7 protein-coding genes and 3 pseudogenes are annotated in these 13,284 nt (G+C 60.6%); 9 read left to right on the top strand and 1 reads right to left on the bottom strand.

The genetic code is table 11. The features are described 5' to 3' along the window. The first annotated feature begins 174 nt into the window (after nt 1-174). From JFT80_RS11965 to JFT80_RS11925, 9 genes and pseudogenes are all read left to right on the top strand, one after another. Complete coding sequence (locus JFT80_RS11965; protein ID WP_201148009.1) at nt 175-456, top strand: peptidylprolyl isomerase; 282 nt, start codon at nt 175-177, stop codon at nt 454-456. Between the two features lie 135 nt (nt 457-591). Beyond that, nucleotides 592-2,460, top strand: coding sequence for an extracellular solute-binding protein (locus JFT80_RS11960; protein WP_201148008.1), 1,869 nt, complete (start codon nt 592-594; stop codon nt 2,458-2,460). Then, nucleotides 2,460-3,521, top strand: coding sequence for a microcin C ABC transporter permease YejB (locus JFT80_RS11955; protein ID WP_201148007.1), 1,062 nt, complete (start codon nt 2,460-2,462; stop codon nt 3,519-3,521). Before JFT80_RS11960 ends, JFT80_RS11955 begins: the two co-directional genes overlap by 1 nt. Next, nucleotides 3,521-4,544: pseudogene (locus JFT80_RS11950) on the top strand (ABC transporter permease). The gene JFT80_RS11955 and the pseudogene JFT80_RS11950 overlap by 1 nt, the downstream one beginning before the upstream one ends. Nucleotides 4,545-4,557: 13 nt before the next feature. Next, nucleotides 4,558-6,143, top strand: a pseudogene (locus tag JFT80_RS11945) (ABC transporter ATP-binding protein). Continuing rightward, nucleotides 6,140-7,558: a sigma-54-dependent Fis family transcriptional regulator gene (locus JFT80_RS11940; protein WP_201148006.1), complete on the top strand. Its 1,419-nt coding sequence runs from the start codon at nt 6,140-6,142 to the stop codon at nt 7,556-7,558. Before JFT80_RS11945 ends, JFT80_RS11940 begins: the two are co-directional and overlap by 4 nt. 291 nt (nt 7,559-7,849) lie before the next feature. Then, nucleotides 7,850-9,240 (top strand): annotated as a pseudogene (locus JFT80_RS11935) (GntP family permease). A gap of 7 nt (nt 9,241-9,247) precedes the next feature. Next, on the top strand, nt 9,248-10,021 hold the full coding sequence (locus JFT80_RS11930) for a 3-hydroxybutyrate dehydrogenase (protein ID WP_201148005.1): 774 nt from the start codon (nt 9,248-9,250) through the stop codon (nt 10,019-10,021). Between the two features lie 100 nt (nt 10,022-10,121). Further along, entirely contained in the window at nt 10,122-12,077 is a 1,956-nt protein-coding gene (locus JFT80_RS11925; protein ID WP_201148004.1) for an acetoacetate--CoA ligase, read from the top strand. 40 nt (nt 12,078-12,117) lie between these two features. Here the strand turns inward: JFT80_RS11925 and JFT80_RS11920 are convergent, their stop codons facing one another. After that, nucleotides 12,118-13,227 (bottom strand): PilT/PilU family type 4a pilus ATPase, encoded by a 1,110-nt coding sequence (locus tag JFT80_RS11920; protein ID WP_201148003.1) that lies wholly within the window; start codon nt 13,225-13,227, stop codon nt 12,118-12,120. Nucleotides 13,228-13,284: the final 57 nt, after the last annotated feature.

Here is a 13,284-nt window from a genome sequence, read left to right as displayed (position 1 = left end):
TGCCTCTTTCATGCCTACACACCCATTTTCGCCGTAACGAATCTGACCACCGCTCCGAACTGGCGGATTGCCTGCGCAAGACCGCCTCATAGAAACGATGGAACTTTGCCGAGAAATCGCCCACTGAATCCGGTAGGCTCCGCATTTTACTGAAATAGATTGGAGAGTTTCCTCATGGCTAAAGCCACTGCCCGCCACATCCTGGTTGCAAGCGAAGACAAGTGCAACGAACTCAAGTCCCAGATCGAAGGCGGCGCTGACTTCGCTGAAGTCGCCAAAGCCAACTCCACCTGCCCTTCCAGCCGTCAGGGCGGCGACCTGGGTTCGTTCGGTCCTGGCCAGATGGTCAAGGAATTCGACACCGTGGTTTTCAGCGCGCCGATCAACGTCGTGCAAGGCCCGGTGAAAACCCAGTTCGGTTATCACCTGCTGGAAGTCACCAGCCGTCAGGACTGATCCCTCGTCCGGTTTGCTGTGCAACGGCCCGCCCTTTGGTGGGCCGTTGTGTTTGAGTTACACGATTGGGCTGGCGACTGACGCGCCTCTCGCGTACAAATTGCGCATATCGATCACCCGGCTTTAAGGCTGACAATGCGACTGGCTTTTTCCACATTGATGTTCACTGCCGTGGCTCTGCTGTTGAGCGCCGCTGGTGTGAACGCCGCACCGCAACATGCGTTGACCGTCTACGGCGAACCCGCCAAATACCCGGCCGGCTTCAGCCACTTCGACTACACCAATCCGCAGGCCCCGAAAGGCGGGACAATGCGCCGCTCGGCGGTCGAAATCGGTCACTTCGATCACATGCTGCCGTACATCGACAAAGGCATCGGCGTCACCCAGATCGACGGCATGCTCTATTCCCCTTTGGGCCAGCGTTCGATGGACGAGCCTTACACCGTCTACGGCCTGGTCGCACAACAGATGGAGCGCTCGGAAGACGGTTTGTCCTTGCGGTTCTACATCAACCCCAAAGCGCGTTTCGCCGATGGCAAACCGATTACCGCCGAAGACGTGCGCTATACCTTCGACCTGCTGATGACCCAGGGCAGCCTGCGCTATCGCAGCCAGTTCGCCGATGTCAAAGGGGTGGAGATCGAAGCACCGCTGACGGTGCGTTTCGATTTCAAAAGCAATGAAAACCGCACCTTGCCGCTGGACATCGCCACCCTGCCGGTATTTCCCGAGCATTGGTGGAAGAGCCGTGATTTCGCCGGCGGTGGCGGCTATGAACCCCCGCTGGGCAGCGGCCCGTATCGTGTCGGCAAGGTCGACTCCGGGCGCAGCATCACCTTTGAACGCAATCCCGACTGGTGGGGCAAGGACCTGCCGGTCAGTCGCGGACTCTACAACTTCGACCATTTCAGCATCGAGTACTTCGGCGACACCGATGTAGCCCGCCAGGTGCTGCGCGGCGGCGCCTATGATTACAACCGTGAGTTCTCTGCCACCGGCTACTCCATCGGTTACGACAGCCCGGCCCTGAGTGACGGGCGCCTGCAAAAGGCCCACCTGGCCACCGAGGCACCGCAGTCGGCGCAGGGCTTCGTGTTTAATCTGCAACAACCGGTGTTTCAGGACCGCCGCGTGCGACAGGCGCTGGCCATGCTCTGGGATTTCGAGTGGAGCAACCGGCAGATGATGCGCAACATGTACATCCGCCAGCAGAGCTACTTTTCCAACTCTGATCTGGCGGCGCGGCAACTTCCCGATGCGGCAGAGCTGAAAATCCTCGAACCCTTGCGCGGACAGGTTCCCGACGAGGTCTTCACTCAAGTCTTCCAAGCCCCGAAAACCGATGGCAGCGGCCTGATTCGCGACAAGCAGTTGCAGGCCCTCGAACTGCTTGAGCAGGCCGGCTGGAAACCCGAGGGCGATCAACTGGTGAATGCCGAAGGCAAGCCGCTGAGCTTCACCTTCCTGGTCAGCCAGAACGGCATTGACCGCTTGCTGCTGCCGTACAAGCGCACGCTGAAGCAGATCGGCATCGACCTGAACATCCGCCGCATCGATGCCTCCCAGTACGTCAACCGTCTGATGAGCCGTGACTACGACATGATCGTCACCGGTTATCCCGTCACGACGTCTCCGGGCGGTGAGCTGCTCAACTACTTCGGATCGATTTCGGCCAATGATCCCGGTGCCAACAACTACATGGTGCTGAAAAATCCGGCGGTCGATACCTTGATCAACGGTTTGATCCGCGCCTCGACCCAGAGCGACATGCTGCATTACGCGCATGCGCTGGATCGGGTGCTGCAATGGAACTTCTACTGGATTCCCAACTATTACCCACCGGGGACTTCCACGGTCTGGTGGAACCGTTTCGGCATACCGGCGGTACAAGCGAGCAACGATGAAGCCATCGAGAGCTGGTGGGAGATCAGCAGCACGCCGCTGACCAACCAACAGATGACCGCCGAAAAAATCGCTCGCGGCAGACCCGGAGGCGCGCACTGATGTGGGCTTACATACTGCGGCGTCTGCTGCTGATCATTCCGACGCTGGTAATCATCCTGTTGGTCAATTTCGTGATCATCCAGGCCGCGCCCGGCGGGCCGGTCGAACAGGCCATTGCTCATTTGCAAGGCATTGGCGGCGCCAGTGTCGGCGGCAGTTCCAGCGAGACCATGAGCAGCACCTCGCGCGCCAGCCGTGGCCTCGATCCGCAACTGATCAAGGACATCGAAAAACAGTACGGTTTCGACAAACCGGCGCACGAACGCTTGTGGCTGATGCTCACCAGCTATGCACGACTGGACTTCGGCAAGAGCTTTTTCCGCGGCGCCACGGTCACCGACCTGATCCTGGAAAAGATGCCGGTGACCATTTCCCTGGGCCTCTGGGCCACGCTCATCACCTACCTGGTGTCGATACCGCTGGGCATCCGCAAGGCGGTGCACCACGGCAGCCCATTCGATATCTGGAGCAGCACCGCGATCATCATCGGCTATGCGATGCCGGCGTTCCTGTTCGCGATGTTCCTGATCGTCATGTTCGCCGGCGGCACCTCACTGAACTGGTTTCCGGTGCGGGGCCTGGTCTCGGACAACTTCGAATCGCTGTCCACCGTGGGCAAGATCGCCGACTACTTCTGGCACTTGGTGCTGCCGGTCACGGCACTGGTCATTGGCGGGTTCGCCACCCTGACCATCCTTACCAAAAACTCCTTTCTCAACGAAATCACCCGCCAATACGTGGTCACCGCCAGGGCTAAAGGCCTGAGCGAGCGCCGCGTGCTGTACGGGCATGTGTTTCGCAACGCGATGTTGCTGGTGGTATCGGGGATTCCACAGGCATTCATCAGCGTGTTCTTTGCCGGGTCCCTGCTCATTGAGGTGATCTTCTCGCTCGACGGCCTCGGTCGCATGAGCTACGAAGCGGCCGTGTCGCGGGACTACCCGGTGGTGTTCGGTTCGCTGTTCATCTTCACCCTCTTCGGACTCTTGATAAAACTGATCGGTGACCTTTGCTACACCCTGGTCGATCCGCGCATCGACTTCGCCGCGAGGAACGCCTGATGTTCAAGCTCTCGCCCCTGGGCCGTCGTCGTTTCGAACGTTTCAAGAAAAACCGCCGCGGCTGGTGGTCGTTGTGGCTGTTTATCGGCCTGTTTCTGCTAAGCCTCGGAGGCGAACTGATCGCCAACGACAAGCCGTGGGTGGTCAGCTATCAGGGCCAATGGTATTTCCCGGTGCTCAAGCGATACACCGAGCAGGAGTTTGGCGGGCAATTGCCGTTTCAGGCTGATTACCGCAGCGACTATGTGCAGAACCTGATTGAAAAAGATGGCGGCTGGATGCTGTTCCCGCCGATTCCGTTCAGTGACGACACACCCAACTACGACCTCAATCAACCGGCCCCGAGCCCGCCGTCGATCAGTCAATTGGCTGGGCACCGACGATCAGGCGCGGGATGTATTGGCACGGGTGATTTTCGGCGCGCGGGTGTCGATTCTGTTTGCGTTGATGCTGACAGTTGTCAGTGCGTTGATCGGCATCGCCGCCGGCGCCCTGCAAGGTTATTACGGTGGCTGGGTCGACCTGATCGGACAACGCTTGCTGGAAGTCTGGAGCGGCTTGCCAGTGCTCTACCTGTTGATCATTCTCTCGGGGTTCGTCGAACCGAATTTCTGGTGGTTGCTCGGGATCATGGCGCTGTTTTCGTGGCTCGCTCTGGTGGACGTGGTGCGCGCCGAGTTCTTGCGCGGCCGCAACCTGGAATACGTCAAAGCCGCGCGGGCGCTGGGTTTGAGCGACCGCAAAGTGATCGTCCGGCACATTCTGCCCAACGCCATGAACGCGACGCTGAGCTACCTGCCGTTCATTCTGACCGGGGCGATTTCCACCCTGACAGCGCTGGATTTCCTCGGCTTCGGCATGCCGGCCGGCAGCGCGTCCCTGGGCGAGCTGATCGGTCAGGGCAAACAAAACCTGCAAGCACCGTGGCTCGGGTTGACGGCGTTCTTCACCCTGGCGCTGATTCTTTCCTTGCTGGTGTTCATTGGCGAAGCACTGCGCGATGCCTTTGATCCACGCTCCTGACGCGGTTAATGACATGACGGACAACCTGATCGAAATCCGCGACCTCAACGTCGCCTTCCACGGCCAAAGCGCAGTGCGCAACCTGTGCCTGGACATTCGCCCCGGCGAGTGCCTGGCGCTGGTCGGCGAATCGGGCTCGGGCAAATCGGTGACGGCTCATTCGATCCTGCAACTGCTTCCCGAGACCGGCACCGAGACCACCGGCAGCATCCGCTATCATGGCAAAGAGCTGCTCGGCGCCGACCCCAAGGTGCTGCGCGAATTGCGCGGCAACCGGATCGCGATGATCTTCCAGGAGCCGATGACGTCGCTCAATCCCCTGCACAGCATCGAGAAGCAGATCGGCGAAACGCTCCTGCTGCACAAGGGCCTGACCGGCAAACCGGCCCAGGCACGCATCCTCGAGCTGCTGCACCTGGTGGGCATTCAAAAACCTGCGGAGCGGCTCAAGGCCTACCCGCATCAACTGTCCGGGGGCAACGGCAAAGGGTGATGATCGCCATGGCCCTGGCCTGCGAACCGCAACTGCTGATCGCTGACGAGCCCACCACCGCGCTCGACGTCACGGTGCAGCGCAAGATTCTGCTACTGCTCAAATCCCTGCAGCAGCGCCTGGGCATGTCCCTGTTGCTGATCAGCCACGATTTGAACCTGGTGCGCAGCATCGCCCAACGCGTGTGCGTGATGAAGGCCGGGGAGATCGTCGAACAGGCGCCCTGCGAAACCCTGTTCAACGAACCGAAACACCCCTACAGCTGCGTCTTGTTGAATGCCGAGCCGGAAGGCGAAGCATTGCCCCGGGACGAGCGCGAGAATGTGCTGGAAGTCGATGACTTGAACGTCAAGTTCCTGCTCGGTGGCGGGCTGTTTCAGCGCAAGCAGTACCTGCGCGCGGTCGATGGCATCAGTCTGAACATCCAGCGTGGCAAGACCCTGGGCATCGTCGGCGAATCCGGCTCAGGCAAATCCACACTGGGGCAGGCGATCCTGCGTTTGCTCGACTCCGAAGGCAGTATTCGCTTCCAGGGCCAGGCCCTCGAAGGGCTGGATCAGAAACAGCTGCGGCCATGGCGCCGACAGATGCAGGTGGTTTTCCAGGATCCTTTCGGCAGCCTCAGCCCACGGATGTCAGTGGCGCAGATCATCAGCGAGGGCCTGGAGGTGCATTGCCAGTCCACCGCCGAGGAATGCGACGAGCAAGTCATCCGCGTGCTCGAGGAAGTCGGCCTCGACCCGCAGAGCCGCCACCGCTACCCCCACGAGTTCTCCGGTGGTCAGCGTCAACGCATTGCCATCGCCAGAGCACTGGTGCTGAAACCGGCGCTGATTCTGCTCGACGAGCCGACCTCGGCACTCGATCGCACTGTGCAGAAACAAGTGGTGGCCCTGCTCCGCCAGCTTCAGGAAAAACACGGCCTGACCTACCTGTTCATCAGCCACGACCTGGCAGTGGTGCGCGCCCTCGCCCACGACATGATCGTGATCAAGGACGGCAAAGTGGTCGAACGCGGTGCCAGCCATGAGGTGTTCGATTCGCCGCAGCATCCGTATACCAAGGAGTTGCTGGCAGCGGCGTTGCTTGGCGTGCCGGCATCATGAACACCACCGAAAGTCTCAAGGACTACCAGCGCGTGCGCCTGCTGGCGATCCGCTCGCTGTTCGAGATCATCGAGCAATCGAGCGAAGGCACGGTCATCGTCGACCGCGATGCCAACATCGTCTGGATGAACGAGCGCTACGCCCGCCGCTTTGGCCTGGAATCGGCTGAAGTGGCGATTGGCAAGCCATGCGAAAGCGTCATCCCCGGCAGTCTGCTGCGCGAGGTGGTGCGCACTGGCCGGCCGATCCTGCTCGATATGCAGGACACCCCCAAGGAGCCGCTGGTGGTCATGCGCCTGCCGATCCATGACGACACCGGTGTGGTGATCGGAGCGATCGGCTTTGCGCTGTTCGACGAGTTACGCAGCCTCTCGCCCATGCTCAAGCGCTACATGAGCATGCAAGAGGAACTGGCCTCGACCCGCTCGCTGCTGCGGGCACGCCAGAGCAAATACAACTTTGCCCACTTTATCGGCACCAGCACCGCGACTCTCGAAGTCAAGCGCCGTGCACGACGCGGTGCCAGCGCCGATTCTCCGGTGTTACTGCTCGGCGAAACCGGCACCGGCAAGGAGTTGCTCGCCCAAGCGATTCACAGCGCGTCGCCACGGGCGCACAAGGCGTTTGTCAGCATCAATAGTGCGGCGATTCCAGAGGCGTTGCTGGAGGCAGAGTTTTTCGGCACGGCGCCCGGCGCCTTCACCGGCGCTGACCGCAAGGGTCGCACCGGCAAATTGCAGATCGCTCAGGGCGGCACGTTGTTTCTCGACGAGATAGGCGATATGCCCCTGCCCTTGCAGAGCAAGTTGCTGCGCGTGCTTCAGGAGAAGGAGTTCGAGCCAGTGGGCTCCAACGAAATGATCCAGAGCGACGTGCGCGTCATCGCGGCGACTTCCACGGATCTGGAAGCGGCGATCAAGCGCGGCGAGTTTCGTGCCGACCTGTATTACCGCCTCAATGTCTTGCCGATCCATGTGCCGCCGTTGCGTGATCGCCCAGGCGACCTGCCAGCCCTGAGCGAGGCGATCCTTGAAGAGCTGCGCAGCCAGCATGAACTCAACCACGAGGCCCTGGCGCTGTTGGCGCAACACGCCTGGCCGGGCAACATTCGCGAACTGCGCAATGTGCTGGAGCGGGCGGCATTGCTCAGTGATGATCTGATCCTCGATGCCGAGGAAATACGGGCGGCAATCGGCACGTTGACCCCGGTGGAGCGGGCGGCGCCACCGGTGATCGTGACAGCCGCGCATGAGACGTTCAGCCAGGCGCGGGAGCGTTTTGATCGACAACTGATTGAATCAGCCCTGGCGCAATGTAGCGGCAAGGTCATTGATGCGGCGGTGCTGCTGGGGTTGGGGCGGTCGACGTTGTACAAGAAGATGGTCGCTTTGGGGATTGCAGAGTCTCACTTATGAGACATTAGTCTCTATGGGTAGATAGGCCCTCACCGCGGGCAAGTCTCGCTCCCACAGGTGCGAGGCCTAACTCATCTTTTGCTGTCTCCAGGGTTCTGTGGAGCAAGGCTTGCCCTCGATGGCGCCCGCCCAGCCGAAACGATTCTCCAATCAGAGACAAAAACCTTCACCCCATTCTCAATCAAACAATAATTTCGTTATATTTCAATGAGTTGTACCACTGGCACGAAACTCGCTATAGCGTCTCCTACCAAGCCTTACCCAAAAAAATAACAATTCAGGAGACACACCATGAGTGTGATCATCGCCTTGGCAGCCCTGGCGCTGCTAATGCTGGCCGCCTACCGCGGCTACAGCGTCATCCTCTTTGCCCCTATCGCCGCCCTCGGCGCCGTCCTGCTTACCGACCCTTCCGCCGTTGCACCTGCCTTCACCGGCGTGTTCATGGAAAAAATGGTCGGCTTCATCAAACTGTACTTTCCGGTGTTCCTGCTCGGCGCCGTGTTCGGCAAGTTGATCGAGCTGTCGGGGTTCTCGCGTTCGATTGTCGCTGCTGCCATTCGCCTGCTCGGCACCCGCCAGGCGATGCTGGTGATCGTGCTGGTCTGCGCCCTGCTCACTTACGGCGGCGTGTCACTGTTTGTTGTGGTGTTTGCGGTGTATCCGTTTGCGGCGGAGATGTTCCGTCAGAGCAATATTCCCAAGCGCCTGATCCCCGCGACCATCGCCCTCGGCGCGTTTTCGTTCACCATGGACGCCCTGCCCGGTACGCCGCAAATCCAGAACATCATCCCCAGCACTTTCTTCAACACCACTGCATGGGCGGCGCCGTGGCTGGGTGTGATCGGCACGATTTTCGTGTTCTGCGCCGGCATGCTGTTCCTTCAGCGTCAGCGCAACAAGGCGCAACGGGCCGGCGAAGGCTATGGCACCGAGCTGCGCAACGAGCCGGAGACGGCCGAAGACATCAAGCTGCCAAACCCATGGATCGCCCTGTCGCCATTGTTGGCCGTGGGCGTCATGAACCTGTTGTTCACTCAATGGATTCCGCAGTGGTACGGCAAAACCCACAGCCTCGCGTTGCCCGGCATGGCGACACCGGTCACCACCGAAATCGCCAAATTGACCGCAATCTGGGCCGTTCAAGCGGCGTTGCTGATCGGCATTCTGATGGTGTTGGCGTTCGGCTTTAAAGCGATCCGCAGCAAACTCGCAGAAGGCAGTAAAAGCGCCGTCAGCGGCGCGCTGCTGGCGGCGATGAACACAGCCTCGGAATACGGTTTCGGCGCGGTGATCGCTTCGCTGCCGGGCTTTCTGGTGCTGGCCGACTGGCTTAAACAGATCCCCAACCCCTGGTCAACGAGGCGGTTACCGTGACCTTGCTCGCGGGGATTACCGGCTCGGCGTCCGGGGGCATGAGCATTGCCCTGGCGGCCATGTCAGAACAATTCATCAGCGCAGCCAATGCCGCCAACATTCCCCTGGAAGTGCTGCACCGGGTGGCCGCCATGGCCAGTGGCGGCATGGACACCTTGCCGCACAACGGCGCGGTGATCACCTTGCTGGCGGTCACTGGCCTGACGCACCGCGAAGCCTATAAAGACATTTTCTGTATTACGCTGATCAAGACCCTGGCGGTTTTCGTAGTGATCGGCACTTTTTACGCCACTGGCATTGTGTGAGGTATTGATGACGACTCTTTCAGGCAAGACTGCACTGGTTACCGGTTCCACCAGCGGCATCGGCCTCGGCATCGCGCTGAGTCTGGCCAAGGCCGGCGCCAATCTGATTCTCAACGGTTTCGGCGATGCCTCCAAAGTCATCGCCGACGTCAGCCAGTTTGGCGGCAAGGTCGGCCATCACCCGGCCGACGTCAGCGACCCGGCCCAAATCGCCGAGATGATCGCCTACGCCGAGCGTGAATTCGGTGGTGTCGACATTCTGGTCAACAACGCCGGCATTCAACATGTCGCCGCCGTGGAGGAGTTCCCCGTCGAGCGTTGGGATTCGATCATCGCCATCAACCTCTCCTCGGTATTTCACAGCACTCGTCTGAGCCTGCCGGGCATGCGCAGCAAGGGCTGGGGGCGGATCATCAACATCGCCTCGGTGCATGGGCAGGTCGGTTCGACCGGCAAGGCTGCCTACGTGGCGGCCAAGCACGGGGTGATCGGTTTGACCAAAGTGGTCGGCCTGGAAACCGCCACCACCGGGGTGACCTGCAACGCGATCTGCCCGGGCTGGGTGCTGACGCCGCTGGTGCAGAAACAGATCGATGATCGGATTGCCAAGGGCGTTGACCCGCAGCAGGCGCAGCATGATTTGCTGGCGGAGAAACAGCCATCTCTGGAGTTCGTCACGCCGCCGCAACTGGGTGAACTGGTGCTATTCCTGTGCAGTGACGCGGGCAGCCAGGTGCGCGGGGCCGCTTGGAATATCGACGGTGGGTGGTTGGCTCAGTAGCCAGGCAGGGCCAAAGTCTGCTCCCTCAGGCGATATGCAAAACCTGTGGGAGCAAGGCTTGCCCACGATTGGATTTCAAAATAAAAAAAGAGGCCAGGCCATGTCCACCATCCTTTGGCAACCCGATGCCGACCGCATTGGCAAGACACGCATGGAAGCGTTTCGGCGCTTTATCAATCTACGCCATCACCTGCATGTCGATGACTACCCTGCCCTGCACCAATGGTCCATCGATCAGCGGGTGGACTTCTGGCAAGCCATTGTCGACTTTTTCGACATCCGCTTTCACGAGCAACCGGACTGCGTGCTGCTCGAAGGCGCACAGATGCCCAGTGCCCGGTGGTTCCCCGGCGCCACGCTGAACTTCGCCGAGCACCTCTTGCGGCGCCGCGATGATGCGGTGGCCGTGGTTGCCATCGCAGAAAACGGTCAGCGCGAACAGCTGACCTGGGCGCAACTCAGTGAACACGTCGCCGGATTGCAGAACAGCCTGAAGGCTGCCGGCGTCGGCCTGGGTGACCGGGTGGCCGCATGCATGCCCAATACCTGGCAAACCCTGGTGGCGATGCTCGCCACCACCAGCCTGGGGGCCATCTGGTCTTGCTCCTCACCTGACTTCGGCACCCAGGGCGTCATCGACCGCTTTGGCCAGATCGAACCAAAAGTGCTGATCACCTGCGGCGGATATCGCTACGCCGGCAAGGACATCGAGCAAACCGCCAAGGTCAATGAAATCCTCGAACGGCTGCCGTCCCTGCAACAGCTGATCGTTGTTCCTTACGCTCGGCCACAGGCGCGTGTCGACGACTTCCATACACCGGCCAATGTCAGCCTGTGGCAGGACTTCTACGAAGTTGGTGGCGAGCCTGATTTCATCTCCGTGCCTTTCGCTCACCCGCTCTACATCCTCTACTCCAGCGGCACCACCGGTGTGCCGAAATGCATCATCCACAGCACCGGCGGCGTGTTGTTGCAGCATGTGAAAGAACACGGCTTGCACGTCGATCTGGGCCCCGGCGACCGTTTGTTTTATTACACGACGTGCGGCTGGATGATGTGGAACTGGCTGGTTTCGGCGCTGGCGGTGGGCAGCGCGGTGGTGCTGTACGACGGTTCGCCGTTCCATCCTGGTCCGGAACGCCTGGTCGACCTGATCGACGATGAACGCATCAGCGTCTTTGGCACCAGCCCGAAGTTTCTCGCGACTCTGGAAAGCAGCGGCCTGAAGCCCCGGCACAGCCACGACCTGGGCAGCCTGAAAACCCTCCTGTCCACGGGCTCGGCCTTGTCGCCGCAAAGCTACGACTACGTCTACCGCGACATCAAGAGCGACCTGTGCCTGGCCTCGATGTCTGGGGGCACCGACATCGTCTCGTGCTTCGTCATCGGCAACCCGCTATTGCCGGTGCGCCGTGGCGAAATGCAGGGCAAGAGCCTGGGCATGGCCATCGAAGTGTGGAACGACGAAGGCCAGCCGGTCATCGGCGAGAAAGGCGAGCTGGTGTGTACCCGGCATTTTCCGGCGATGCCGATCGGATTGTGGCATGACGCTGATGGCGAGAAACTGCGGGCCTCCTATTTCAGCCAGTTTCCCGGCGTGTGGGCCCAAGGCGACTACGCCGAGCAACTGGTGCATGGCGCAATGATAATCCACGGCCGGTCGGACGCGGTACTCAACCCGGGCGGTGTTCGCATCGGAACGTCAGAGATCTATCGCCAGGTCGAAAAAGTCCCGCAGGTCGTGGACAGCGTGGCCATCGGTCAACAGTGGCAGGATGATGTGCGGGTGGTGCTGTTCGTGAAACTGCGCGAGGGAGTGTCGCTGGATGAAGGCCTGCAACAACAGATCCGCCAGATCATCCGCGCCAATACCACGCCACGGCATGTGCCGGCGAAGATTGTCGCGGTCACCGACATTCCTCGTACCATCAGCGGCAAAGTGGTGGAGTTGGCGGTAAGAAATGTCGTGCACGGGCAGCAGGTCAAAAACACCGACGCACTGGCCAATCCCGAGGCGCTGGAGCAATACCGCAACCGCCCGGAATTGCACAACTGACAAACCGGTCACGTAGGAAGATCGGCGCGCCGAGGTAGCATCAATCCATCAGCCCCCATTCGCCAGAGGCCGGCGCCGCCCCCGGCGTCACCTCCCCATGCAGCTTCAGCCGCAGGCGCAGGTTGTTCACCGAGTCGGCATGCTTCAGCGCTTCTTCCTCGCTGATCGCGCCTTCGATGACCAGTGCGTACAGCGCCCCATCGAAGGTCTGCATCCCCGCCTCTGCGGATTTCTCCATGATGCCCCTGAGTTCGTTGAGTTCATTGCGCCGGATCAGGTCGCTGATCGTCGGCGTGCCCAGCATCACCTCGACCGCAGCCCTGCGCTGTCCATCGCGGGTTCTGACCAGCCGTTGGGAAACAAAAGCCTTGAGGTGGTTGGCCAGCGCATGCAGCAACGGCGGCCGGCGCTCTTCGGGAAACATATTGATAATGCGATCGAGCGCCTGATGGGCGTTGTTGGCATGCAGGGTCGACAGCACGAGGTGCCCGGTTTCGGCGAACGCCAGGGCGTGCTCCATGGTTTCGCGGTCGCGGATCTCGCCGATCAGCACCACGTCCGGCGCCTGACGCAGGGTGTTCTTCAATGCGGCGTGGAAGCTTCGGGTGTCGACGCCGACTTCACGCTGGTTGATGATCGAGCGCTGGTGCCGATGGATGTACTCGACCGGGTCTTCAATGGTGATGATATGGCCGCTGCTGTGGCGATTGCGATAGTCGATCAACGCGGCCAGGGAAGTCGACTTGCCCGACCCGGTGGCGCCTACGAACAGCATCAGGCCTTGCTTGAGCATGATGGTATCAAGCAGCACCGCTGGCAGGTTGAGGTCTTCGAAGCGAGGAATGTCGAGCTTGATATTGCGCGCGACGATGGACACGTCGTTACGCTGTTTGAAAATATTGACGCGAAAGCGCCCCACCCCCGGCAACGAGATCGCCAGGTTCATCTCCAGCTCCCGATCGAACTCCAGGCGCTGTTCGGCGTCCATGATGGACGCGGCAATGGCGGCGATCTCTCCCGCCTTGAACGGTTGCTCGGCCAGTGCCTGCAATATCCCATCGAACCGGGCGCTGGGCGGCGCGCCTGTGGAGAGGTACAGATCGGAGCCGTTACGGCGGGCCAGCAGCGTTAACAGTGCATCGATTTCCATGGCAAAAAACACCCGCGAAGCATTCAATTGGACAGTATGACCCCAACAGGCCACCCA

Source organism: Pseudomonas sp. TH10 (assembly GCF_016651255.1).
Taxonomy (GTDB): domain Bacteria; phylum Pseudomonadota; class Gammaproteobacteria; order Pseudomonadales; family Pseudomonadaceae; genus Aquipseudomonas.
This window is presented reverse-complemented; position numbering and strand designations above follow the sequence as displayed.

Bases quoted from the DNA above. Each gene is read 5' to 3' on its own strand.
- JFT80_RS11965 (WP_201148009.1), top strand. From the start codon at position 175: ATGGCTAAAGCCACTGCCCGCCACATCCTGGTTGCAAGCGAAGACAAG.
- JFT80_RS11960 (WP_201148008.1), top strand. From the start codon at position 592: ATGCGACTGGCTTTTTCCACATTGATGTTCACTGCCGTGGCTCTGCTG.
- JFT80_RS11955 (WP_201148007.1), top strand. From the start codon at position 2,460: ATGTGGGCTTACATACTGCGGCGTCTGCTGCTGATCATTCCGACGCTG.
- JFT80_RS11940 (WP_201148006.1), top strand. From the start codon at position 6,140: ATGAACACCACCGAAAGTCTCAAGGACTACCAGCGCGTGCGCCTGCTG.
- JFT80_RS11930 (WP_201148005.1), top strand. From the start codon at position 9,248: ATGACGACTCTTTCAGGCAAGACTGCACTGGTTACCGGTTCCACCAGC.
- JFT80_RS11925 (WP_201148004.1), top strand. From the start codon at position 10,122: ATGTCCACCATCCTTTGGCAACCCGATGCCGACCGCATTGGCAAGACA.
- JFT80_RS11920 (WP_201148003.1), bottom strand. From the start codon at position 13,227: ATGGAAATCGATGCACTGTTAACGCTGCTGGCCCGCCGTAACGGCTCC.